Origin of the sequence: Flaviramulus multivorans, from assembly GCF_021728415.1 — a bacterium.
GTDB classification, from domain to species: Bacteria; Bacteroidota; Bacteroidia; order Flavobacteriales; family Flavobacteriaceae; genus Sabulilitoribacter; species Sabulilitoribacter multivorans.
In genome coordinates this window covers 441,397-466,956 of sequence record NZ_JAKKDV010000002.1, presented here as the reverse complement: position 1 = coordinate 466,956, position 25,560 = coordinate 441,397, and the positions used below count along the sequence as shown (strand labels likewise).

General features: G+C 32.8%; 24 protein-coding genes. 16 read left to right on the top strand and 8 right to left on the bottom strand.

All coding sequences use genetic code 11. The features are described 5' to 3' along the window. The 5 genes from L3X39_RS06925 to htpG all read right to left on the bottom strand — a co-directional run bounded on the left by L3X39_RS06925 (nucleotide 1) and on the right by htpG (nucleotide 6,352). Complete coding sequence (locus tag L3X39_RS06925) at nucleotides 1–1,242, bottom strand: DEAD/DEAH box helicase (RefSeq protein ID WP_237231047.1); 1,242 nt, start codon at nucleotides 1,240–1,242, stop codon at nucleotides 1–3. Nucleotides 1,243–1,283: 41 nt separating this feature from the next. Then, complete coding sequence (locus L3X39_RS06920; protein WP_237231046.1) at nucleotides 1,284–1,922, bottom strand: MOSC domain-containing protein; 639 nt, start codon at nucleotides 1,920–1,922, stop codon at nucleotides 1,284–1,286. 222 nt (nucleotides 1,923–2,144) lie between these two features. Then, nucleotides 2,145–3,395 carry a hypothetical protein gene (locus L3X39_RS06915; RefSeq protein ID WP_237231045.1) on the bottom strand — a complete coding sequence of 417 codons (1,251 nt, stop codon included), beginning with the start codon at nucleotides 3,393–3,395 and terminating at the stop codon, nucleotides 2,145–2,147. Further along, complete coding sequence (locus tag L3X39_RS06910) at nucleotides 3,392–4,105, bottom strand: class I SAM-dependent methyltransferase (RefSeq protein ID WP_237231044.1); 714 nt, start codon at nucleotides 4,103–4,105, stop codon at nucleotides 3,392–3,394. Before L3X39_RS06910 ends, L3X39_RS06915 begins: the two co-directional genes overlap by 4 nt. Nucleotides 4,106–4,441: 336 nt before the next feature. Continuing rightward, nucleotides 4,442–6,352: a molecular chaperone HtpG gene (htpG, locus tag L3X39_RS06905; RefSeq protein WP_237231043.1), complete on the bottom strand. Its 1,911-nt coding sequence runs from the start codon at nucleotides 6,350–6,352 to the stop codon at nucleotides 4,442–4,444. Nucleotides 6,353–6,515: 163 nt separating this feature from the next. Here htpG and L3X39_RS06900 point away from each other — a divergent pair, with 163 nt between their 5' ends. Continuing rightward, entirely contained in the window at nucleotides 6,516–7,523 is a 1,008-nt protein-coding gene (locus tag L3X39_RS06900) for a 3-oxoacyl-ACP synthase III family protein (protein ID WP_237231042.1), read from the top strand. A 464-nt stretch (nucleotides 7,524–7,987) separates the two neighbouring features. Here L3X39_RS06900 and L3X39_RS06895 read toward each other — a convergent pair whose 3' ends face one another. Further along, nucleotides 7,988–10,480, bottom strand: coding sequence for a TonB-dependent receptor (locus L3X39_RS06895; RefSeq protein ID WP_237231041.1), 2,493 nt, complete (start codon nucleotides 10,478–10,480; stop codon nucleotides 7,988–7,990). Nucleotides 10,481–10,574: 94 nt separating this feature from the next. Here L3X39_RS06895 and L3X39_RS06890 point away from each other — a divergent pair, with 94 nt between their 5' ends. After that, nucleotides 10,575–10,937: a CoA-binding protein gene (locus L3X39_RS06890; RefSeq protein ID WP_237231040.1), complete on the top strand. Its 363-nt coding sequence runs from the start codon at nucleotides 10,575–10,577 to the stop codon at nucleotides 10,935–10,937. On the opposite strand, the gene L3X39_RS06885 is transcribed toward L3X39_RS06890, so the two are convergent. Continuing rightward, nucleotides 10,914–12,371 carry a sodium:solute symporter gene (locus tag L3X39_RS06885; RefSeq protein ID WP_237231039.1) on the bottom strand — a complete coding sequence of 486 codons (1,458 nt, stop codon included), beginning with the start codon at nucleotides 12,369–12,371 and terminating at the stop codon, nucleotides 10,914–10,916. The genes L3X39_RS06890 and L3X39_RS06885 overlap by 24 nt on opposite strands. Nucleotides 12,372–12,483: 112 nt before the next feature. On the opposite strand from L3X39_RS06885, the gene recR reads away from it, so the two are divergent. The 13 genes from recR (at nucleotide 12,484) to L3X39_RS06820 (ending at nucleotide 22,970) form a co-directional block, all read left to right on the top strand. After that, a complete protein-coding gene (gene recR / locus L3X39_RS06880; protein WP_237231038.1) occupies nucleotides 12,484–13,101 on the top strand; it encodes a recombination mediator RecR in 618 nt (205 codons plus the stop codon). Between the two features lie 12 nt (nucleotides 13,102–13,113). Beyond that, nucleotides 13,114–14,214 carry a glycosyltransferase family 2 protein gene (locus L3X39_RS06875; RefSeq protein WP_237231037.1) on the top strand — a complete coding sequence of 367 codons (1,101 nt, stop codon included), beginning with the start codon at nucleotides 13,114–13,116 and terminating at the stop codon, nucleotides 14,212–14,214. 82 nt (nucleotides 14,215–14,296) lie between these two features. Beyond that, complete coding sequence (locus L3X39_RS06870; RefSeq protein WP_237231036.1) at nucleotides 14,297–15,613, top strand: dihydrolipoamide acetyltransferase family protein; 1,317 nt, start codon at nucleotides 14,297–14,299, stop codon at nucleotides 15,611–15,613. 217 nt (nucleotides 15,614–15,830) lie between these two features. Continuing rightward, a complete protein-coding gene (locus L3X39_RS06865) occupies nucleotides 15,831–16,607 on the top strand; it encodes a 3'-5' exonuclease (protein ID WP_237231035.1) in 777 nt (258 codons plus the stop codon). A gap of 1 nt (nucleotide 16,608) precedes the next feature. Beyond that, entirely contained in the window at nucleotides 16,609–17,220 is a 612-nt protein-coding gene (locus tag L3X39_RS06860) for a fumarylacetoacetate hydrolase family protein (RefSeq protein ID WP_237231034.1), read from the top strand. Continuing rightward, nucleotides 17,221–17,562: an Hpt domain-containing protein gene (locus L3X39_RS06855; RefSeq protein WP_237231033.1), complete on the top strand. Its 342-nt coding sequence runs from the start codon at nucleotides 17,221–17,223 to the stop codon at nucleotides 17,560–17,562. It begins immediately after the preceding gene. Continuing rightward, nucleotides 17,562–18,812: a competence/damage-inducible protein A gene (locus L3X39_RS06850; protein ID WP_237231032.1), complete on the top strand. Its 1,251-nt coding sequence runs from the start codon at nucleotides 17,562–17,564 to the stop codon at nucleotides 18,810–18,812. Before L3X39_RS06855 ends, L3X39_RS06850 begins: the two co-directional genes overlap by 1 nt. Nucleotides 18,813–18,893: 81 nt before the next feature. Continuing rightward, nucleotides 18,894–19,130, top strand: coding sequence for a 50S ribosomal protein L28 (gene rpmB, locus L3X39_RS06845; RefSeq protein ID WP_237231031.1), 237 nt, complete (start codon nucleotides 18,894–18,896; stop codon nucleotides 19,128–19,130). Between the two features lie 23 nt (nucleotides 19,131–19,153). After that, complete coding sequence (gene rpmG / locus L3X39_RS06840; RefSeq protein WP_007648529.1) at nucleotides 19,154–19,336, top strand: 50S ribosomal protein L33; 183 nt, start codon at nucleotides 19,154–19,156, stop codon at nucleotides 19,334–19,336. A 77-nt stretch (nucleotides 19,337–19,413) separates the two neighbouring features. After that, complete coding sequence (locus L3X39_RS06835) at nucleotides 19,414–19,566, top strand: DUF4295 domain-containing protein (protein WP_237231030.1); 153 nt, start codon at nucleotides 19,414–19,416, stop codon at nucleotides 19,564–19,566. Nucleotides 19,567–19,848: 282 nt separating this feature from the next. Beyond that, nucleotides 19,849–20,802, top strand: a complete 954-nt coding sequence (gene ftsY / locus L3X39_RS06830; RefSeq protein ID WP_237231029.1) for a signal recognition particle-docking protein FtsY — start codon at nucleotides 19,849–19,851, stop codon at nucleotides 20,800–20,802. 53 nt (nucleotides 20,803–20,855) lie between these two features. Further along, nucleotides 20,856–21,284, top strand: coding sequence for an SRPBCC family protein (locus L3X39_RS06825; protein ID WP_237231028.1), 429 nt, complete (start codon nucleotides 20,856–20,858; stop codon nucleotides 21,282–21,284). A 57-nt stretch (nucleotides 21,285–21,341) separates the two neighbouring features. Further along, nucleotides 21,342–22,970: an amidase family protein gene (locus tag L3X39_RS06820; protein WP_237231027.1), complete on the top strand. Its 1,629-nt coding sequence runs from the start codon at nucleotides 21,342–21,344 to the stop codon at nucleotides 22,968–22,970. Here the strand turns inward: L3X39_RS06820 and L3X39_RS06815 are convergent. Further along, nucleotides 22,967–24,040: a serine hydrolase domain-containing protein gene (locus L3X39_RS06815; protein WP_237231026.1), complete on the bottom strand. Its 1,074-nt coding sequence runs from the start codon at nucleotides 24,038–24,040 to the stop codon at nucleotides 22,967–22,969. The genes L3X39_RS06820 and L3X39_RS06815 overlap by 4 nt on opposite strands. A 207-nt stretch (nucleotides 24,041–24,247) precedes the next feature. Here L3X39_RS06815 and rimO point away from each other — a divergent pair, with 207 nt between their 5' ends. Further along, nucleotides 24,248–25,552 carry a 30S ribosomal protein S12 methylthiotransferase RimO gene (rimO, locus tag L3X39_RS06810; protein WP_237231025.1) on the top strand — a complete coding sequence of 435 codons (1,305 nt, stop codon included), beginning with the start codon at nucleotides 24,248–24,250 and terminating at the stop codon, nucleotides 25,550–25,552. The last annotated feature ends 8 nt before the right edge of the window (nucleotides 25,553–25,560 follow it).

The following is a 25,560-nucleotide window of genomic DNA, read 5'->3' as shown; positions in this document are numbered from 1 at the left end:
TTAATACCAACGTTTCTTTTTCTTTTTGGAAGCCTCACTTTTTCTTCCTTTTTTGTGCTTACTACCTGTTTTTTTAGATTTATGAACAATGGGTTTAGCTTTAGGATCTAAAGGATAAGGATGGTCTTCTATAACATCAATTTGTAATTGAATAAGTTGCTGAATGGTTTTTATATATGATTTTTCATCAGCAGAACAAAACGAATAGGAGATTCCTGTTTTTCCAGCTCTAGCAGTTCTACCAATTCGGTGTACATAGGTTTCAGGAACGTTTGGTAAATCAAAATTAATCACAGCATCTAATTCATCTATATCAATACCGCGCGCCGCAACATCAGTGGCAATTAAAATATTTACGTAGCCATTTTTAAACTTATTTAAGGCTTCCTGACGCAAATTTTGAGATTTATCACCATGAATACTTTCTACTTTATAGCCATTTTTTAAAAGTGTTTGTTCTAGTTTATCAACGCCAAATTTGGTGCGTCTAAAAATTAAGATACTGCCCTTAATAGTGTTTCTTAATAAGTGTAAACACAGTTCTATTTTATTACGTTTTGGAACATAATAAAGTACTTGGTTTACATTTTTTGATGTTGAAGAATTTGGTGCAACTTCAATACGCTCTGGGTTAGTTAAAATAGTGTTGGCCAGTTGTTCAACCTTATAAGGTATAGTAGCCGAAAACAATAACACTTGTTTTTCTTTAGTACATAAACGCTCAATTTTTTTAACGTCATCAATAAAACCCATATCGAGCATTAAATCGGCTTCATCTAAAACCAAGGTTTCTACATAATCTAAATTAACAAAGTCTTGTTTATGTAAATCGAGCAAACGCCCTGGAGTTGCAATTAAAATATCAATGCCTTTTTTTAAAATATCTTTTTGCGGTTCAATAGAGGTGCCTCCGTAAATAACCGAAGTGCGAAGGTTTGTATAAGTACTGTAGGTTTTAAAATTTTCTTCTATTTGAACAGCAAGTTCTCGGGTTGGGCTTATAATTAAGGCTTTAATTTTTTTACCTTTTTTGGGTGCGTCTTGATTATCAAACAACAATTGTAAAATTGGTAAGGCAAAAGCAGCTGTTTTACCAGTTCCTGTTTGAGCAGAAACAATAACATCCTTTTTATTTAGGACAAAAGGAATTGTTTTTTCTTGTACTAAAGTTGGGTTGTCATATCCAGCTTCGGCAACAGCTCTTAAAATAGGTTTATTTAGTTGTAAGTCTTTAAACGACATGTGTAAATTTTAAGGCAAAGATATAACAAACCTACACAACCTTAATTTTTTATATAACCACTTAATAAAACTCTTTTTTTAGGAGGAATGGCAAGACTCTTTGCTGCTATTTTAAGTAAAGTTTGGTCTTTTTCTTTGGCGTGCACTAATTGAAATAATTGTGCAACAGTTAAACTGCTTTCGGGTCTTTCAACCAATTTAAATGCATCGTTAACAGCAACATTACCTTCTTCTAAAATAGTTAAATAGGTGCCACCAAAACCATGTTGAATAAACTGCCTAATAACGTGTTGTGTTCCAAATTTATGACCAAGTTTATAACAAGGTTCGCGGTATTGCGAAATCCTTACTAAAGCATCACCAACTTTATAGATGTCGCCTAAAAACACTTTGGTTTCATCAAAATCAGAAACGGTAAGGTTTTCACCAAACATACCCCAAGTCCACTCTAAATGTGGGTAAAGGTTTTTCCAATATGGGTACTCTTCTGCTGAAAACATATAGCAGGCTTTAAACTCGCCACCATGATGCACTCTATCGGTCACTTCATCACCTTTTATGTCATTTTTAGTGAGATAAATAGGTTGGTTGGTAGGCTTTTTATAAATACCTGTGGTTTCTTCTTTACCATTCCAAATAAAAGTAACGGGTTTTGCGATGTTTGTGGAGATGATTTTCATGGTTTGTTAATGTGTTTGTAAATGGTAAGTGCCATAGTACTAAGATAGCAAAAAGTGGAAGATAATGAAGCGTCAAGTTGTACGGAAGTGCGATAACCATTATCCGCCTCATGCAATGGATTCTCCTTAGAAAATTTGATGGGCATACTACTTTGTATCACTGGAAACTATTCCTTAAGACTGATTAACTGCACTGTGTACAATAAAACATGTTGGTTCGGGTCATGAATTTATAAGCAATGTTGTAAATGACTCTTCCTTTTTGTCCTTTATTAATAAATAAATTTCTGTTATAACCTTTCTTGAATTACTAATTATATCTATTTCAAATTGAGTTCCATCATACTCAATTATTTTTTTCCAAGTTTCTCCATCGTCAATCGATAACATAACCAAACTTTTAATTTTTTTGTTATGTTTAAATCTTATATTTGACCAAATTTCCAATTTATTTAGTTTGTTTCTCCTAATAGCAATCCTATTGAAAGTCGATCTTCTATATGGGTTTGGTATCACTTTTTTATCAAAACAAATCATATCTTTTGTTGAAATCAAAAAATTAGTACCTCCATTGTAGTCCGTACCAAATAATATTTTATTATTTAATTCGGCAATTCCCGTATAACCACCTTTTTGGATGTGATATTTATTTAGTTTTTTCCAACCTAACTCTGGTGTTGAAGATAACCGATTAAAATATTTATTGGATTTATTAAGCCAAATGTTTTTTTGATTATCACCATCTGTCATTATAAGGCCATTAACTACATTGCTCCATTTTAGTATATGAATGTGCTTATTTACTCCTGTCTTTTTGAAAAAATCTATTTTATTCCATGTGTCTCCATTGTCAATAGAGTGATAAATATAGCCAACAAATTTCCATTTCTTATTTTCAAAAATATTAGCATATTCACCAATGAATAACTCCCCCTTGGGAGTTTCAGTAAATGCGTCCTGAAGAAAGTAACTATCACAGGTAGAAAGTTTTAATACTTCCCTTAGCAATTTTTTATTTTCAGAAAGCTTATAAAGTATGCCAGCAGCGCAGCAAAAAACACTATTTTTTTTATTTATGTATATACCCGATATTTTATCTTTGAGTTCAAAAGAATTTATTAAGATACCTTCGGGCGAAAATTGAAATAGTGTAGATTCATTATTGATAATATTTCCCCATAGATTTTGTGAATCATCAATAAAAACCAAAACCCAATCTATATCACTCTTAGAAATTTCAAAGCTTTCGGATTTAATCTCGAGCAACTTATCTTTGCGTGTAAAAAATCTTAATGGATTTGCACCGTTAAACTTTAGTATTTGACTGTTTCTATAAAAAAATAAAAGGTATTTGATTTCCCAAACAATAAATGAAGAAAGTTCTACTAATTTACCGGAATAATATATATCAGAAATGAATTGAAGAGCCTTCTGAACTGTTATTTTTTTTCCAAATATTTCTGATATTGTCATTGATTGTTTTTTCCCATAAGTAGAACTAACCATGCAAAATTCCTCATAAATTTTATGGCTAATAATTTTTGATCTAATCGAAAAAATAAAGGATAAAGCTTATTAAAAACCTTCAAGTAACACAATGGAGATAAAAAATGAAAAAAATGCAAAGATGGATTTTGAAACTGATTTTTTATATCAAATATTTCTGACACAGTAAAATGATTCCAAGGGTATGATTGGAAATCATAATTTGTAAGCTTAAGAGTTGCTCTACCAAATCTAGTTATTGGGTTGTTTTTTAAATTTTCAAGCATTATAATGTGGCCATCTTTTTTAAGAACCCTTTTACATTCTCTAATAATGTGTTCATGATCTATGTACTGAAAAACACTGCGAGAAAAAATAACATCAAAAGAATTATCTTCAAAAGGAAGATAACTTGTGATTTTATAACAAATAAAGTTAATACTGGGATATTTTAGTTTTGCTTTTAAAACACGTTGATTATCACCATCTAAACCAGTGACGCAAAACCCAATTTTGTCAAAAGCGTTCGACATGTAACCCATGCCACAGCCCAAGTCAAGTAGATTTCCTTGGATCATATTACTTCTTAAGTATTCACTAATATAGGGGTTAATATCAGTATAATGTCTTCTGTTTTTTTGCCTATGAAGGGTTTTATCATTTGACTCATTTCTGGAGTATTTGGTAGATTTGTCCATTATTAAAAATAATATTAAATCGTTTTTATTTAGTGCGTATTAATCTTTCTGTTTGTCAGTAGATTAGCAACGAATATATCATTTTTTTCGGACATTAGTAATTAATTCAAGTGACTAATTGTAGGATTAAAAAACGAAGCAAAGGTTGAGTAAATTTATTTTTTGAACTAATAAACAAGAACAATGCCTTGCAAAGACATAATTATATCAATTTTTATTTAATCTATTACATTTCACAAGGAATTGACTGCCAACTTTCTGAAGTCTTCTGTTTGCAAAAAAGAGATTGCCGCGTCGTCCCGATAGCTACCGGGACTCCTCGCAATGACAAAGTTGTTATTTTATCATTTCATAACTACGTTTGATAAAGTTTGTTAATTCTTCACCTTTAAGTAGCCCTTGAGATAAACGTGCTAAATCTAAACTTTGGGTTATTAAACGCTCTTGTTTCTTTTTAGTTTTCGTGTTTAAAATTTCGCTTACCAATTCGTGGTTGGTGTTTACAACCAAGTTGTACATTTCTGGCATATTACCCATACCAAACATACCGCCACCACCAGTTTGCTGCATCTCTTTCATACGACGCATAAATTCTGGTTGGGTGATAATAAATGGGTTGGCATTGCTATCCATAGCTTCCAATTGAACCATAAATTTTTCAGATGGAATAACATCTTTTAAAACCTCTTCTAAAGTTTTCTTTTGGTCGTCATCCAATTTAGAAATTACTGTGTCGTCTTTCTTAATTAAATTGTCAATATGATCGCCATCTACACGTGCAAAAGACACTTTTTCTTTAGTAGTTTCTAACTTCTGAATTAAATGTGAAACAATAGGTGAGTCTAACAATAATACCTCATAACCTTTTGCTTTGGCAGCTTCAATATAGCTGTGTTGTGCATCTTTGTCTGAAGCATACAGAATCACTAATTTGTCATCCTTATCCGTTTGGTTTGCCTTGATTTTGTTATACAACTCTTCGTATGTATAATATGTGCCATCAACGGTTGGGTAAAGTGCAAAAGCATCGGCTTTTTCGAAGAATTTTTCTTCAGAAAGCATTCCGTACTCAATCACGATTTTGATATCGTTCCATTTTGCTTCAAAATCTTCACGATTATTGTTGAACAACGATTTTAATTTATCGGCAACTTTACGCGTTATGTAAGATGAAATCTTTTTAACGGCTCCATCAGCTTGTAAGTAACTGCGCGATACGTTAAGAGGGATGTCTGGAGAATCAATAACACCGCGAAGCATGGTTAAAAATTCTGGCACGATTCCTTCTACATTATCAGTTACAAAAACCTGATTTTGATATAATTGAATTCTATCTTTTTGAATTTGCATGTCGTTAGACAGCTTCGGGAAGTATAAAATTCCTGTTAGGTTGAACGGGTAATCAACATTTAAATGAATGTTGAATAACGGCTCTTCAAACTGCATGGGGTACAACTCACGATAAAAATCTTTGTAATCTTCATCTTTTAAATCTGTAGGTTGTTTTGTCCAAGCGGGATTAGGGTTGTTTACTATGTTATCAACGGTAATTTTTTTGTGCGGTTCTGTAGTTTCTTTACCGTCTTTATCTTTAGTGGTTTGAGGTGTAAAATCCGGGTCGTTTATTTCTTTAGTTCCAAACTTAATAGGAATAGGCATAAACTTGTTGTATTTAGTCAATAACTCGCGAATACGAGCTTCTTCCAAAAACTCCTTTTCATCATCAGCAATGTGTAGGATAATCTCCGTACCTCTTTCTGTTTTATCAGAAGTTTCTAATGAAAATTCAGGAGAACCATCGCAAATCCAATGGGCTGCAGGTTCATCTTTATATGATTTGGTAATAATTTCAACTTTTTCAGCTACCATAAATGCCGAATAGAAACCTAAACCAAAATGTCCAATTATACCAGAATCTTTCGCAGAATCTTTATACTTATCTAAAAATTCTTCAGCTCCAGAAAATGCAACCTCGTTAATGTATTTTTCAACTTCTTCGGCAGTCATACCGATACCTTGGTCTATAATATGAAGTTTTTTACCTTTTTTATCAATTTTAACTTCAATTTTAGGGGTTCCGTATTCAACTTTTGCTTCACCTATACTGGTTAGGTGTTTTAATTTTAAAGTGGCATCAGTAGCATTACTAATTAACTCACGTAAAAAGATTTCGTGGTCGCTATACAAGAATTTTTTAATGAGTGGGAAGATATTTTCTACCGATACATTAATATTTCCTTTTGTCATGATTTATGAATTTTGTTATTGTTTTTATTACTTCTCATATCCATAGTCAACAAAAATGCCAATTACTTAAATATGACAAACTGGCATTAATATTTTGGGAATTACTATTTTGCAAATTGAAGATTAAATTTTGTATTTTGCTTAATCTAAACTGAATAAAAACATGTACAACTCTAAAATAATAGGCTTAGGCAAGTATCTACCTGATAATGTGGTTACTAATGACGATTTATCGAAAATGATGGATACTAATGATGCTTGGATACAGGAACGAACCGGTATAAAAGAACGTAGATGGATTAAACCAGGTACCGATGATTCTTCTGCTATCATGGGTGCTAAAGCAGCAAAAATAGCAATAGAACGTTCTGGTTTAACTAAAGATGATATAGACTTTATAGTATTTGCTACCATGACACCAGATTACTATTTTCCGGGTTGTGGTGTACAGATACAAGATTTGCTTGATATGAAAACCGTTGGTGCCATTGATATTAGAAATCAGTGCTCTGGGTTTGTATATGCTATATCGGTTGCAGACCAGTTTATAAAAACTGGTATGTATAAAAATATTTTGGTAGTAGGAGCCGAATATCATTCTAACGGATTGGATAAAACCACTAGAGGACGAGGAGTAACTGTAATTTTTGGTGATGGTGCAGGAGCTTGTGTATTATCTAGAGAAGAGGATACTACTAAAGGTATTTTATCTACACATTTATTTAGTGAAGGAAAGTATGCTGATAAATTGATTGTTGAATCACCAAGTATTAAACATTGGGTGCCACAAATAATCGAAGCTAAAGATGAAGACTTATCATATTTCCCGTATATGGATGGTACTTTTGTATTTAAACATGCGGTAGTTAGGTTTAGCGAAGCTATAGTTGCAGGATTACAAAAAAATGGATTGAAGAAAACCGACATAGATATGTTAATTCCACATCAGGCGAATTTGCGAATTGCTCAATTTATTCAAAAGAAATTTGGACTTAGAGACGACCAAGTATTTAATAACATTATGAAATATGGAAATACTACAGCGGCGTCGGTAATTATTGCTTTAACAGAAGCACATGAAGAAGGTAAAATAAAACCTGGTGACAATGTTGTTTTAGCTGCTTTTGGAAGTGGATTTACATGGGGAAGCGCTATAATTAAGTGGTGTTAATTTTAAATTAAATGGATAAAACAAAAAACCCGAAACTGTAAAGTTTCGGGTTTTTCTAGCTATTAATCAACTTCAACTAACACTAATGTGAAGAATCTTAAAGTAATAGACGTAAAAAGTCTAAAAAAATTGCACAAGATTATATATTTAACTTGATTTTAACAGATGTAAAAAAACTCGAATTAATATTCGAGTTTTTAATTATACTAATCTTTTAATTACGAAGTATTTTGTGTAGACGACTAACTCTAAAATAATTACTAAAATTCGTGATTGGTTTGATTGTATACTACGTTAAACGTAATTTTATTGTGCATATTGTATAAAAAATAAAATTTTAACATTTTATTTAACTTTTTAATAAAAACAAAACCCCAAAACAGAATTATTTTGGGGTTTCTTATTTAATTTCCCTACAATACACTAACCATCAATTATTTTGCAGAGAAGAATTAAATTTAATTTTATAGGAAGCCTCCGCTACCATCTTTTACATTGTCATCTCTATTTTTACGGGATTTAGCACGGAATTTTCCACCACCAAATCTGTAGTTTAAGCTAACGTTCCAAGTGTTACTTTCCCAGTTGAATTCTCCGTTTTGTACAAAAGGTCTGGAACCTTCAAAACCGAATCTCATGGTGTCAAACACATCATTGTAATTAAAAGAGAACGTAGCTCTATTTTCTTCAAGGAAACTATAGCGCATTCCTAGATTTACGAAATACATAGGTTTCATATCGAACTGAAGCGTTTTATTTTTTCCTCTGTAAAAACCAAATGCCGTAAATGCTAACTTTTTGCTAACGCTAAAATTATTGAACATTCTAAAGTTAAAAGCAGCATTATCTACTTCTGTTACGTTAGTTTCAATATCCGCAACGGTTGCATTTTCTATAAGAACACCATCTCTGATGTTTTCAGCAATACCTTTCTGAGTTTGAGAATAGAAATCAAAACTTCCATTTATGCTCCACCATTTTGTTGGTCTGTAGTTGGTTGTTACTTCTACACCATACGCTGAAGTATTATCAAAATTGTCATGAGTTAAAATAATACGTCCAGAGGTTACGTCACTTCTGTCAATAAATAACGCTCTGTTAATTTCATCCGAAATAGCACGGTAAAAAACACCAGCTGTTACACTTCCTTTTCTATCGTTTAAATTTCTGGTATAATTTAATTCTAAAGAATTGGTAAATTGAGGTTGTAAATCTTGCTTTCCAAAAGAAGAAATTAAAGGTGTACTCCACTCTTTTATTGGATTTACTTGACCAATACCTGGGCGATCAACACGTCGGCTATAACTTAATTGATAAGAGTTTTTCTCTGAAGGACTATATGTAATAAAAAGTGATGGATATACTTGAAAATAATCATTTGTAAAAGGAATTTCAGTTACGTCATCTGTAACTACATCGGTTTGTAAAGCATTAGCATCCTCTTTTACATTTTCCAATCTCGCACCTACCTGGTAAGTCCATTTATCCAAACTTTTACTAAAAGTAGCATAGGCTGAATAGATATCTCTGGTATAATCAAAATCTACGCTAGGGGTTGGCACTAAATTTCCCATGTCGTTATACGATTGACCAGTAGAGGAGTACATAATATTAGTGTTAAACAGCCATGCTTGTAAACCTAATTCTAGTTTTGTGGTTTCAGATAATGGGTTAACATAATCAAGGTTAATTGTAGTACTTTCATTTTCAGTATCGTTAAAATCCGTATAGTCGCTTAACGGACCAGCAATTTGGTCAAAAAATACAGGGTTAGTACCATCAAAAATATTATGGTCTATTTCTAACTCAATATTTTCACCTTCTTTTGAAAAATCTAATTTATAATCGAAATTATATTGTGATGAGTTATTGCTGCCCTCGTTAGAAAAAATTTGGTCTTGATTAAAGGACATATCATCATAAAAAACTGCCGTTGTTCTTCCAACGGTACTATTTTCAGAGTCATTTTGATTAGTGAAAATAGAGATGGTGTTTTTGTCATTTAAATAAAAATCAACACCTACTTTATATTGTTGGTTGTTTCTTTTATCTAAAAACCTGAACAGTTGTTCTGAATTATTTTCAGGTCTTACAATGTTTCCTAAATTTCTATTTTTTGAAATATTAGTACTGTAGTTACCAAAAAAGTTGAACTTTCCGTTTCTATAATTCATATTTATAGAACTATTAAACTTTGGTTCTACTTCATAACTTAACCCAACGTTTGCACTTCCATTAAATCCAACCATGGTGTTTTTGTGTAACACAATGTTGATAATACCACTCATTCCCTCAGGATTATATTTTGCAGAAGGGTTGGTTATTAATTCTATAGATTTTATGGCGGTAGAAGGAATTTGTTTTAATAGTTGAGCCGTAGGGATGTTAGATAATTTACCGTCAACCATAACACGAACGTTAGAGTTTCCACGTAAACTTATATCACCAGTTTGAGCATCTACATTAACAGATGGAATACCAACCATTAATTCTGAAGCAGTTCCAGTTGCAGCTAAATCTTTACCTATAGTAATAACCTTTCTATCTACTTTTTGTTGAATGGTTGATACTTCGGCAACTACGGTAACTTCGTCTAAGCCTTCGGCTTCTTCTTCTAATAGGATATTTCCTAAATCTACTTTATAACTTCCTCTACCTATAGTTATATTTCTTGATATCGTTTTGTAGCCTATATATTGAATACTTACAATAAGATCGCCTTCTTCAATTTTTTCAATTTCAAAAGAGCCATCGTCCAAAGTAATACCACCCGTAATGGTTTCACCTTTTGCATTTTTTATAATAATATTTACATAAGGTAAGGGTTGCTTAAGGGTAGCGTCTAATACAACACCAGAAATGCTTCCGGTTTTGTCTATATTTTTTTCAGGATCTGTGGTAAATGCTTTTGCAGAAATTGATATAATTACAAAGCATAAGAAAAGTAATTTTTTCATTTGATTAGTTTGTTTTTTGATTGATGTTTCTTTGTAGACGCAAAATTTGACTTTCTGTTACTATATTTATTGATTATTAACACTATTTTAACAAATGAATAAAAAGACTTTAGTGCTCGGAGCTTCGGTAAAATCTAATAGATACTCTAACTATGCTATACAGAGACTAGTAGCAAATAATTTTGAAACGGTGGCTTTCGGATTAAAAAAAGGAATAATTTCGGGTGTGGAAATCAGTACTGAATTAGTGCCTTTTGAAGATATTCATACAATTACATTATACTTAAATCCTAAAAGGCAGGAAGCATATTATAATTATGTTGTTTCGTTAAAACCTAAACGTGTTATTTTTAATCCAGGAACCGAAAACCCTGAGTTTTATAATATTTTAAAAGAGAATAATATTCCTTTTGAAGCCGCCTGTACATTAGTGTTACTTTCTACGAATCAATATTAAACCTATAAAGGTTAAAAGTCCATTAATAGGTAATAACTCATAACCAACAACATATCCACCTAAACTTTCGGCAGGGATATTGCCAATTATTGCTGTTAATACAACCGACAGAACACCAACAATCCAAACATACTTATCTTTTATTTGGTAGTTAGTAAAGATTCCGAAAGCAAATAGCCCTAAAAGCGGACCATAAGTGTAGCCTGCTACGGTTAATAAGCTGTCTATAACATTGCTACTAAGTACATATTTGAAAACAATTATAACAACAATAAGAACCAAACTCATTACAATATGAGTTTTTTTGCGAATACTTTTTTGCTTCGCTGGAGACTTTTTTTCAATACCTAAAAAGTCCACACAAAACGATGTGGTAAGCGATGTTAAGGCACTATCTGCACTACTATAAGCTGCGGCAATTAAGCCTAACATAAATGTAATTGCCAAAGTAATTCCTAAACCACTGTTTAATGCAATTTCTGGAAAAAGTAAGTCGGTTCTAGGGTTACCATCCATTAACGGTGTAGAGATACCATGTTTTTTGGCGTAAATAAATAATAATGCACCAAGTAACATGAATAAAAAGGTAACTAGCACCAAAACAATACTAAAGGACACCATATTTTTTTGAGCATCTTTAAGAGATTTGCATGTTAAATTTTTCTGCATCATATCTTGATCTAATCCTGTCATACATATCGTAATAAAAATACCGCCAACAAATGATTTTATAAAATGACTTCGCTCTAAAAAACTATCTGTTACTAATATCTTACTGTATTCTTTTAATTCTGATGAACCTAAAAACTCACTAAAACTCCATCCCAAACTTTGGTTTATAAAGTAAATGGATAGTATAACTGCTACCAGCATGAATAGCGTTTGTAAAGTGTCAGTCCAAACAATAGTTTTTATTCCGCCTTTATTTGTGTAAAGCCATATTAATAAAATAGAAATAACAACAGTAATTTCAAAAGGCACATTCCAAGCATCAAAAACAAATTGTTGTAAAACAATTGCAACTAGGAAGAGTCTGAAAGAAGCACCTAAAACACGAGATACAAAAAAGAAAAATGCACCAGTTTTATGGCTAACCACACCAAACCGTTGTAATAAATACTCGTAAATTGAGGTTAGATTTAATTTGTAATAAATAGGCATTAATACATAGGCCACAATAAAGTAACCAAACATATAACCAAGTACTACTTGAAAATAGCTAAATTGAGAGCTATCAACCCAGCCAGGGACTGATATAAAGGTCACTCCAGAGAGTGAAGCTCCTACCATCCCAAAAGCTACTACATACCAAGGAGATGTTTTTCCAGCCTTAAAAAAATCAACATTGCTGTCATTTTTTCCAGTGAAATAAGATATTATAATTAATACACCAAAGTAGGCTGCAATAAGAAGTATGATTTGAGTGGCAGTCATATAGAAATATTTTAGGGTTTTAAATTACAAATATTAAATTGTAACGCATACGAAATTTAAAAGAGTTGGTTAAAATTAGTGAAATTGATGTCTAAATAGTAATTTCGCAGCTATGGATTTTTCTTCAAAATTATTAGAGCGCGCCGTAAATGAAATGTCGCAATTGCCTGGTATAGGTAAGCGAACCGCATTGCGTTTAGTGTTGCATTTGTTGAGACAACCTATGGAACAAACTAAAGCATTATCTGAAGCTTTACAGTTTATGCGGAATGATGTGAAATTCTGTAAATCTTGCAATAATATTAGCGATGTTGAACTTTGTGAAATTTGCTCCAACCCGAATAGGAATGAAGAAATTATTTGTGTAGTTGAAGATATTAGGGATGTTATGGCTATTGAAAATACAAGTTCTTATAAAGGATTGTATCATGTTTTAGGAGGTAAAATTTCACCTATGGATGGTATAGGACCACACGAACTAAATATAGAGCCGCTAGTAAATAAAGTAAAAGAAGGAAAAGTAAAAGAGCTTATTTTTGCATTAAGCTCCACTATGGAAGGCGATACAACTAATTTCTATATTTACAAACAGATTCAAGATTACAACGTTTACACATCAACTATAGCTCGAGGGATTTCCGTTGGAGATGAATTAGAATATGCTGATGAAATAACGCTCGGGAGAAGCATTGTTAATAGAGTTCCCTTTGAGTCCTCCTTAAAACTATAACTATTTAGGTATTTGAAACTCTCAATTGTTATACTAAATTATAATGTACGCTACTTTTTAGAACTCTGCTTAAAAAGTGTGCAAGAAGCTATCACCAATATAGATGCCGAAATCATTGTGGTTGATAATAATTCTGAAGACGATAGTTGTATAATGGTTAAAGAATTATTTCCTGACGTAAAAATTATAGAAAACAAAGAGAATTTTGGCTTTTCAAAAGGGAATAATATAGGAGTTGCACAAGCAAAAGGTGAGTATTTGTGCATTTTGAATCCAGACACGGTAGTTGCCGAAGATACCTTTATGAAAGTTTTTGAGTTTGTAAAAACTATTGATAACTTAGGAATTGTTGGATGTAAACTGATTAACGGAGTAGGCGATTTTTTACCAGAAAGCAAGCGTAATATACCATATATAGAAGCGGCATTTAAAAAGTTGTTTGGGAACTCTAACGAATATTATGCAAAACACTTAAGTGAAAATGAAACTGGTAAAGTTGATATTTTAGTAGGAGCATTTATGCTTTTAAAACGTGAGGTTTACCATAAAATAGGAGGGTTTGATGAAGATTATTTTATGTATGGCGAAGATATTGATATTTCGTATAAAGCACTAAAACTTGGATATACAAATTATTACTTTGGAAATACAAGTGTAATTCATTTTAAGGGAGAAAGTACTTTAAGAGACAAAAATTATGCGCGTCGTTTTTATGGTGCAATGCAAATATTTTATAAGAAGCATTTTAAGAAAAATGTACTTTTTGATATACTTGTTTGGCTAGGCCTTAGGGTGGTTTATTTGTTTAGTAAAACGCCATCAAATGATGTTAAACGCATTAACAAGTATTATTTTATTTCTGATAAAATGAATGAAAACTTAAAATCTGTTTTGCAAAAGGATATAGTATGGACTTCAGATTTAAATACTGTTGAGAATAACTCAGAAGTCATTTTCGATAATAATTTTTTATCATATAAAACCATTATTAATTTAATGGAGAATAATAAAAAAGGTAAATCAGTTACCTATAAAATATTACCTAAAAAGGCTAAATTTGTACTAGGAAGCGACAATGCTATTACAAGAGGTGAGGTCATTAAATTTAATTAGTTTTGCAAAAAAATCAGCGAAAGCAATGTTTTTTTATTAATTTTGCAAACGAAAAATAAAATACAAGCATTTAATTATCAATATGGCAAAGTTTGAACTTAAATTACCAAAAATGGGCGAAAGTGTTGCGGAAGCAACCATAACCTCTTGGTTAAAAGAAGTTGGTGATACCATAGAGCTAGACGAACCAATATTAGAAATTGCTACTGATAAAGTAGACAGCGAAGTTCCTAGTGAGGTTGATGGCGTTTTAGTAGAGCGTTTCTTTAATGTTGATGATGTGGTACAAGTTGGTCAAGTTTTAGCTATCATTGAAACTGATGGAGATGATATTGAATCTGCTCAAGAAGAACCTGTGGTTGAAACAAAACAAGACGATGCTGTTAAAGAAATCACTCAAAATATTAGTTTAGCTAGAGAAACGGTTGCGCCTGTTGTATCCAGTGAAAATAGATTTTATTCGCCTTTAGTAAAAAATATTGCTAAAGAAGAAGGTGTTTCTCAAAATGAGTTAGATGCAATTGTTGGTACTGGTAAAGAAGGTAGGGTTACAAAAAATGATATCCTAGCGTATGTGGAAAATAGAAGCAGTACGAAAAAACCAGTAACTCAAAGTGTGGAGACTCCGCTTATACAAACTAAAACTGTTGAAAGTGTAAAAGAGGAAAAAGCACCCGTAATTGCTTCAGGTGAAGATGAAATTATTGAAATGACAAGGATGGGCAAATTGGTTGCGCATCATATGGTTGAATCTGTACAAACATCAGCCCATGTACAAAGTTTTATTGAAGCTGATGTTACTAAAATTTGGAATTGGAGAAATAAGGTTAAAGATGCTTTTGCAAAACGTGAGGGCGAAAATTTAACGTTTACACCTATTTTTATGGAAGCTATTGCCAAAGCGCTTCGAGATTTCCCGATGATGAATATTTCAGTTCAAGGTAATTCTATTATAAAAAAGAAAAGTATTAATTTAGGTATGGCTGCAGCTTTACCAGATGGTAATTTAATTGTGCCTGTTATTAAAAATGCCGACCAGTTAAATTTAGTTGGTATGACTAAGCAGGTAAATGATTTAGCTAATCGTGCTAGAATTGGTAAGCTGAAACCAGATGATACCCAAGGAGGCACATACACGGTTACAAATGTTGGGACCTTTGGAAGTATTATGGGAACACCTATAATCAATCAGCCGCAAGTTGGTATTTTAGCTCTTGGTGCTATACGTAAAGTGCCTGCAGTTATTGAAACTAGTGAGGGTGATTTTATAGGTATTCGTTACCGTATGTTCTTATCTCATTCATATGACCATCGTGTTGTAAATGGTGCACTTGGTGGGCAATTTGTTCAAGCCGTAAAGAATTATTTAGAAGCTTGGGATATTAACCGAGAGATTTAATAGAAAATGTTTTGGAAAAAATCTACTCTTTTTTTAAAGAATTTGGGATTATACTAACCTATTATCTTGTAGGTATATGTGCAATTTTCTTGTTTTTCTATATAATTTATTTAGTAGTAATGATGATTATTTAATAAATAGCACATGTTAATTCTAAATATTAAATCAATCGTAATAAAGATTGATTTTTTTATTTTTACAAACACAAAATTTTAAAATGCAATTAAATCTAACTAAGCCCATTTGTTTTTTCGATTTAGAAACCACAGGTGTTAATATAACAACTGATAGAATCGTTGAGATTTCTATTTTGAAAGTACACCCCAATGGGAAAGAAGAAAGCAAAACATGGTTGGTAAATCCAGAAATGCCTATTCCTAAAGAGGTTACCGAAATTCATGGTATTACAAATGAAAAAGTGGCTAACGAACCTACTTTTAAAGAAATAGCTAAAGAGGTTCATAACATGATTAAAGATTCAGATTTAGGCGGATTTAACTCTAATAGGTTTGATATTCCTTTATTGGCAGAAGAAATGTTACGTGCAGAAGTGGATTTTGATATGAAGAATCGCTTAGCGGTAGATGTTCAAACTATTTTTCATAAAATGGAACAGCGCACCTTAAGTGCAGCCTATAAATTTTATTGTGACAAAACTTTAGACGATGCACATAGTGCGGAAGCAGATACAAATGCTACTTTCGAGGTGTTAAAAGCTCAAATAGCAAAGTATGATGAAATAGAGAATGATACTAAGTTTTTAGCAGAGTTTAGCTCACGAAAAAAGTTTGCTGATTTTGCAGGGTTTATAGCTTACAATAAAAAAGGAGAAGAGTGTTTTGCTTTTGGTAAACACAAAGGGAAATTGGTGACAGAAGTATTAGAAAACGAACCTGGTTATTTTGGTTGGCTGTTAAATGCTGATTTTCCCTTGTATACAAAAAAAGTACTAACAGCAATAAAATTAAGAAACTTCAATAATAAGTTAGGTTAATATGAAGCTTATTTGCATCGGACGTAATTATACTGAACATATAAAAGAACTGGAAAACGAAAAACCAACAGATCCTGTTGTTTTTCTTAAACCAGATACGGCTATATTGCTTAAAAAACAACCATTTTTTATTCCAGATTTCTCCAATGATGTGCATCACGAAGTAGAAATATTAGTAAAAATTAATAGAGTTGGTAAGCATATAGATAGAAAATTTGCTCATAAATATTATAACGAAATTGGTCTAGGAATAGACTTTACCGCACGCGATTTACAAGCTCAATTAAAGGAGAAAGGATTGCCATGGGAAAAAGCAAAAGCCTTTGATGGTGCTGCGGTAATAGGCAATTGGATGCCATCAAAAACAATAAAAGATATTAATGATGTTGAGTTTTCTTTAAAAAAGAACGATAAAATTGTTCAAAAAGGAAATACAAGCCATATGCTTTGGAAAATTGATGAAATTATAGAATATGTATCAAAATATTTTACTTTAAAGATTGGAGATATTATATTTACGGGTACGCCAGCAGGAGTTGGCAAAGTTATTGCTAACGATTCATTAAAAGGATATATAGAAAACAAAGAAATGTTTTCAATTACAGTTAAATAAATGGAAAAACATTACAAATTATTTCGAGTACGTGAATTGGCCGATAATGATGAAGATTTTATTGCAACTTTAGCGGAAGCTTTTTTAGAAGAAGTCCCAGTGGATGCTGAGCGATTAAAAAAAGCAGTTGCCGAAGAAGATTATCACAATGCATATCAAGCTGCTCATAAAATGAAGCCAACCATAGATTTATTTGAGTTAGGTGTTTTAGACACCTTAATTGAAGTCCAAGATTGGGGAAAATTTGAAAAAAGAGGTGAAGATATTAAACCACAATTAGCTATTGTCATTTCTGCTGTTGAGCAAGCTGTTGAAGAAATACGATCAGACTTTAATTTATAATGTTTGCGGAAATAATAACTATTGGTGACGAGCTTCTTATTGGTCAAGTAATCGATACCAATTCTGCATTTATAGCGAAACAACTTAATAAAATTGGGGTATCTGTTTATCAAATCACCTCAGTGCAAGATGACAAGCCACATATTCTCAAAGCACTAAAAGATGCTGAAGATAATGTGGATATTATTATTCTAACCGGAGGATTAGGACCTACAAAAGACGATATCACCAAAAAAACAATAGCTGAATATTTTAATGATGAATTGGTGTTAGACAACTCGGTTTTAGAAAACATCGAATCTATCTGGAAAAAATATGTAAGGCAAACACTTCTTCAAGTTAATAAAGACCAAGCGTTGGTGCCATCAAAAGCTACAGTTTTAATGAATTCCAATGGTACTGCACCTGGGATGTGGCTTGAAAAAGACAAAAAAACATTTATTTCGTTACCAGGAGTCCCTTTTGAAATGAAGTCTTTAATAACTAATAATGTTATTCCTAAGCTAAAGGAAAAGTACGACTGCCCATTTATTTTACATAAAACCTTATTAGTTTATGGTTTAGGAGAAAGCACTTTAGCAGCAAGAATTGAAGCCTGGGAAGATGCGCTTCCAAAGCATATAAAATTAGCCTACTTACCAAGTTTAGGTAAGATGAGATTGCGCTTATCAGTTAAAGGATTTGATAAGCAACAAATTGAAAGCGAAGTTCAAGCACAAATCAATAAGGTATTACCATTAATTAAAAATGAGTTTTTTGGATATGAAGATGAAGATGGCAATGAAGAAGCTATTATAGGAAACCAACTTACTAAATTAGGAAAAACGCTTGCTATAGCCGAAAGCTGTACGGGTGGTAAATTAGCAGAGTTGTTTACAGCTAACTCCGGAGCTTCAAAATACTTAATGGGTGGAGTCGTTACCTATTCCACACAATCAAAAATGGATGTTTTAAAGGTTTCTGAAGATATTATTAAAAAGTATTCCGTTGTAAGCGCTCAAGTTGCCGAAGCCATGGCACAAAATGTTTTAAAACTTTATAAATCAGATTATGCTATTTCTACAACAGGAAACGCAGGTCCAACAAAAGGCGATTCAGATGCTGAAGTAGGCACTGTTTTTATAGGTATAGCTACAAAAAATGGCGTATATTCAGAAGAGTATAACTTTGGAAATCACCGTGCAAGAGTTATAAATAAGGCGGTAAATAAAGCTATCGAAATACTTCAAAAAGAAATTTTTAAAAATTGATAAAATTTAAATTGTCATAATACAAAGATTTTATATATTTGCACCTCGATTTTAAGCAACAAGAATTTAAAGTTATAAATAATGTCAAGAGTTTGTGAACTTACAGGAAAGAAGGCAATGGTTGGGAACAACGTGTCTCATGCAATGAACAAAACTAAACGCAAGTTTAATGCGAATTTAGTAAAGAAACGTTTTTATGTTCCAGAAGAAGACAACTGGGTAACTTTAAAAGTTTCTACATCTGCTCTAAAAACTATCAACAAAATAGGTATATCTGCAGCAATTAAGGAAGCAAAATCTAAAGGATTTTTAAAATAATAGCTGTTAATTAGTATAAAGACATGGCAAAGAAAGGTAACAGAATACAAGTAATATTAGAATGTACAGAGCATAAAGAGTCTGGGCAACCAGGAACTTCACGTTACATTACTACAAAAAACAAGAAGAATACGCCAGATAGAATGGAAATTAAAAAATTTAATCCAATTCTAAAACGTATGACAGTTCATAAAGAAATTAAATAATTAGAAATTTTTTTAAGAAAATTTCAAATAACATAAATAGGGAGTTTTCATTAAAAACTTCAAATAAAGTATAAGTCATGGCAAAGAAATCAGTAGCATCACTACAAACAGGATCTAAAAGATTAACAAAAGCAATAAAAATGGTTAAGTCTCCAAAAACAGGTGCTTACATGTTTGTTGAGTCTATCATGAGTCCAGAACACGTAAACGATTTTTTAAGCAAAAACTAAAACATCGTCGCATAATATTATAAGCTGCTTTCTTTATACGAAAGCAGCTTTTTTATTTTATATTTGGACAGTAACTGACACAATTGCATAATACCATATTTGGTAAGATAATTGACAACAATAATTTTGGCGTTACCAGTTTCCTGAAACAAGTTCAGGGTAAACAGGTCAGGCTTTCGGCAGTCGCTCTCTTTGAGGAGCTCTAACAAATGCCTCAATCCTTAACGCTAGTGCAGTTTAGTTTAGGCTAAACAAATCAATGAATTAACGAAGAACAAGTAAATGAGCTTTTTTAAAAAAATATTTTCCTCAGAAAAAAAAGAAACCCTCGATAAAGGATTAGAAAAAACAAAATCTAGTTTTTTTGGTAAGCTAAGTAAAGCTGTAGCCGGAAAATCTAAAGTTGATGATGAGGTCTTAGATAACCTTGAAGAGGTATTAGTATCCAGCGATGTTGGTGTAAATACTACCCTTAAAATTATTGAGCGTATTGAAGAGCGCGTATCAAAAGATAAATACTTGGGAACCGATGAACTAAATACCATTCTTCGTGAAGAAATTGCAGGTTTATTAAGCGAAACAAACACGGGTGAAGAAACCGAATTTTCTATTCCACAAGACAAAAAACCATACGTTATTATGGTAGTGGGCGTAAATGGTGTTGGTAAAACAACAACGATTGGAAAACTAGCATATCAATTTAAAAAGCAAGGGTTAAAAGTGGTTTTAGGAGCTGCTGACACCTTTAGAGCTGCAGCCATAGACCAACTTCAGGTGTGGGCAGATAGAGTAGATGTACCATTGGTTAAACAATCTATGGGCTCCGATCCTGCTTCTGTGGCGTTCGATACGCTGCAAAGTGCTGTAACCCAAAATGCCGATGTGGTTATTATCGATACAGCAGGTCGTTTACATAACAAAGTAAACTTAATGAATGAGCTGACTAAAGTAAAACGTGTGATGCAAAAGGTGGTTGATAACACTCCAAATGATGTATTGTTAGTATTAGATGGTAGCACAGGTCAAAACGCATTTGAGCAAGCAAAACAGTTTACAGCAGCAACTGAGGTTACCTCACTAGCTGTTACAAAACTGGATGGAACTGCTAAAGGAGGTGTTGTGATTGGTATTTCCGACCAGTTTAAAATTCCAGTAAAGTATATTGGCGTAGGCGAAGGCGTTGAAGATTTACAGGTTTTTAATAAATATGAGTTTGTAGATTCGTTTTTTAAGTAAATAATTCTTGGGAAGGCAGAAACCTCAACCTGATTTTTTTGTAACTTTATACAATGAGTTACAATATTTATCATAACCTTCAAATAAAAACACCTGCAAAAATGGTGTTTGATGCTGTTTCTCAACCTGTGCATCTTGATAATTGGTGGACTTTAAAATCTTCTGGAAACCCCGAATTGCATTCAGAATACAACTTAAATTTTACCGATACTTATAATTGGTTTTGTAAAGTCTCCAAGGTTACACCTAACAAATCGTTTCATTTTAAAATGACAGATGCCGATAAAGATTGGAATCCAACAACTTTTGGTTTTGATTTAGAATCGAATGAAAACGGAACCATGTTAAAGTTTAGTCATGTTAATTGGCAAAATGCTGATGATCATTTTAAACACTCATCTTTTTGTTGGGCAATCCTCTTAAATGGACTAAAAAATTATCTTGAAAAAGGAATAGTCATACCTTTCAAAGAACGTAATTAGGTTCTGGTTTTAATTATTAATGATATGATTTTAGTATTTTTATAAAAAATACTAACCATGAATCGAATAGTTTTATTCCTGATTACAATTGCCATTATTTCTTGTAAAAATCCAACTGAAGGAACACCAGTATTAACGGAAACTACAGATACCACTGCGGTTAAAGATTTTAGAGAGTTAAAGGTCTTAGATTCTAAATATATTAACACTTCTGAACTTTGGGAGCAAGTAAATAAAGCGCTAGAAGACTTCTCTGAAGACAGCTATAACAGCTTAAAACCGCTTGTTTTAGAACAAGATATTCCAACGATACAAAAGCACATTCTTGAAGGTAAGTTATCCTATGAAACGCTTACAAAATTCTATTTATATCGTATTCGAAAATTTGACAGAGAAAATGAATTATCGTTAAATGCTGTTATTTCAATCAATCCAAACGCCATTAACGAGGCAAAACAAAAAGACAGGGAACTTTTAAATAGAAAACTAAAGCACCCAATTTTCGGGATGCCCATTCTGTTAAAAGATAATATTAATGCCACAGGTATGCCTACAACTGCCGGAGCCGTAGCACTTAAAAATAATAACACCAATGATGCCTTTATCACCAAACAATTAAAGCAACAAGGCGCTATTATTTTAGGGAAGGCAAACTTAAGCGAATGGGCTTATTTTTTCTGTGGCGATTGTCCAAGTGGCTATAGTGCCATCGGTGGTCAAACCTTAAACCCGTATGGGCGCAGAATTATAGATACAGGAGGTTCTAGTTCTGGAAGTGGCGTAGCAGTAGCGGCTAATTTTTGTGTTGCTGCCGTAGGAAGCGAAACCTCAGGGTCTATTTTATCACCTTCAAGTCAAAACTCCATTGTAGGGCTAAAACCTACCATTGGTTTGTTAAGCAGAAGTGGTATTGTGCCTATTTCATCAACACTTGATACACCAGGGCCGATGACTAAAAATGTAACTGATAATAGTATTTTATTAGATGCGATGTTAGGTTTTGATGCTTCTGATTTTAAGTCTATTAAAACGGATTTAAAGGAAAGAATGTACAAAGGCTTGGAATCGATGTCATTAGAAGGCAAACGTTTTGGCGCATTTAAAAGGCTTTTGGAGGATTCACTATATGTTCAAGCGCTTTCCGATTTAAAATCCAAAGGCGCCACAATTGTTGAAATTGACGAAGAAGATATTGGTTTACCTAACTTTTTGAGGTTATTGAATTTAGATATGAAAAAAGATTTGCCAGAATATCTTTCCAATCACGCTAATAGCACCGTTACAGTTAAATCGGTTCAAGATGTGATTGATTTCAATAAAAGTGATTCGTTAAAAATTATGCCTTACGGACAACGATTATTTGAAGGTATTGTTGCCGATGTTGCTGCAGAAAATGAGTTTTTGAAGATTAAGGACACATTAAAAACCAATGGAAGGCAGTATTTTGAAATACCTATGAAAGACCATAATTTAGACGGGTTTTTATCAATAAATAATTATCATGCAGGTTTTGCGGCTGTGGCTGAATATCCAGCAATAACAGTACCTATGGGTTACACTGAAAAAGGCGCCCCAAAAGGCTTAACGTTTATTGGAAAACCGCTTACCGAAAAACAATTGCTTGGGTGGGCGTATGTGTATGAACAAGCTTCAAAAAAACGTAAAATCCCTAAAAACTATAATTAGTTTATTAAGTTGTTAATCATTCCCCATAAATCATTATCAAAGGTCGATAAGGCAAAATTTTCGCCATCGGCTGCGTCGCCTAGTCGAACAATCACGAGCTTTTTGCTAGGAACCACATATATTTTTTGATCATTTTTTCCTAATGCAACAAACATATCATCAGGAGCATTTGGTATTAATTCACCATTAAATTCTAATTGACTTTGTGGTAAACGATAGCTGCTTTTCCCATTAAGCCACCATAAATACCCATAGGCTTCATTTATATTTTGCGAGGTGTTTGTAGCTGCATTTATAAAGCTTTCAGAAACTATTTGCTCGCCATTCCAATTTCCATTCGCATAAATCAATAAGCCAAAGCGCGCCATACTTAAGGTGTTGCTCGCATATACACTTAAATCTCCTAACGAAAACCACCCGCCATTCATTCCAATTCTATCCTTTAGTTTGGCATTAAAATAATTATCCCAGGTATCATTACTTGCTTCAGCAATTACATCTTGCATTTTTACATACACATTATGATAGGCCCATCGCGTTCCTGCATCAGCAACATATTGCAAATTCCCAGGTGAAACATCATCACCTAAACTATCATCCAAACCTGAGTTCATTGATAATAAGTTTTTGCAGGTAATCAAGTTTTCTTTTTCTAAAGATGCACTTGTCCAACCCGTTCCTAAATAATCTGAAACCTTATTGTCAATAGTAATCAATCCCTCGTCTTGCGCTATTCCTGAAACCGTGGTTGTTAATGTTTTTCCAGCACTCGCCCAATACCAAAGCTTAGTATCGTCATGACCGTTAAAGTATTCTTCCAATATAATTCTTCCGTTATAAAGTATTATAAAACCTTTGGTATTTTTTGCTTCCAGATAATCTAAAAGGGGTTGTTTTTCGCTTTCATTCCATCCTAAATCGGTAACAGATAATGTGTCCCAAGTATCAGAATTTAAAGGCGGAAAATACAGTTCGGTGTTTATGGGATTAGGTGTTTCTGTAGGATTATCAGAAGAACAACTTAATGCGAATACGGAAATGAAAAAACTTAGGTAAACGATAGATTTCATAATGTAGGCTTTCAAATTTGGACTCTCAAATATATAAAAGGTTTAATTGAAAAAAAACTGCACATTAGGTTTAATCGAGTATCAGCCTTAATTGTCATTCCTACTAAGGCAGGAATCTCGCTTTTAATGATATGATTTACCAAAGCAAAAAAATGATAAATAAATCGTTAATCATTCCGTATCTTTGCGCCCTGATTTATAGAAAGTATGCGCACCAAAACTCTAAAAAAGAACAAGATAAATGTAGTAACGCTCGGTTGTAGTAAAAATGTTTACGACAGCGAGGTACTTATGGGTCAATTAAAGGCCAGCGGAAAGGATGTGGTTCATGAAGAAGAGGGTAATATTGTGGTTATTAACACTTGTGGTTTTATCAATAATGCCAAAGAAGAGAGTGTGAACACCATTTTAGAGTTTATGCAAAAAAAGGAAGATGGCGATGTTGATAAAGTTTTTGTTACAGGTTGTTTGAGTGAGCGTTATAAACCTGATTTGCAAAAGGAAATTCCTAATGTAGATGAGTATTTCGGTACTACAGAACTCCCATTATTGCTAAAAGCTTTAGGGGCTGACTACAAACACGAGCTTATTGGTGAGCGTTTAACGACCACACCAAAAAATTATGCTTATTTAAAAATAGCCGAAGGTTGCGACAGACCATGTAGTTTTTGTGCGATTCCTATTATGCGTGGAAAACACCGAAGCACGCCCATTGAAGAAATTGTTATTGAAGCTGAAAAACTAGCTACAAAAGGAGTTAAAGAATTGATTTTGATAGCTCAAGATTTAACCTATTATGGTCTTGATTTATATAAAAAGCGAAATCTTGCGGAGTTATTGGAAGCACTCGTAAAAGTTGATGGCGTGGAGTGGATTCGCTTGCATTACGCATTCCCAACTGGGTTTCCAATGGATGTTTTGGATGTGATGAAGCGCGAACCTAAAATTTGCAATTATTTAGATATTCCGTTACAACACATTTCCGATAGCATTTTAAAAAGTATGCGTCGCGGAACGACTAAAGAAAAAACAACACAGTTATTACAAGAATTTAGAGCCAAAGTACCAGAAATGACTATTAGAACCACGCTTATTGTTGGGTATCCTGGTGAAACCGAAGCGCATTTTCAAGAATTAAAACAATGGGTTACCGATATGCGTTTTGAGCGTTTGGGTTGTTTTACCTATTCGCATGAAGAAAATACACATGCTTATAATTTGGAAGATGACGTTCCTGAAGACGTGAAAATTGAAAGAGCCAACCAAATTATGGAAATTCAATCGCAAATATCTTGGGAACTCAATCAACAAAAAATAGGGCAGGAGTTTAAAGTGGTTATTGACCGTAAAGAAGGTAATTACTTTGTTGGTAGAACGGAGTTTGATTCCCCAGATGTGGATAATGAGGTGTTGATTGATGCCACCAAAACCTACTTGAAAACGGGCGAATTTGCGAAGGTTAAAATTATTGAAGCCGAAGATTTCGACCTTTACGGTGAAGTTGTAAATTAGAAATTGAC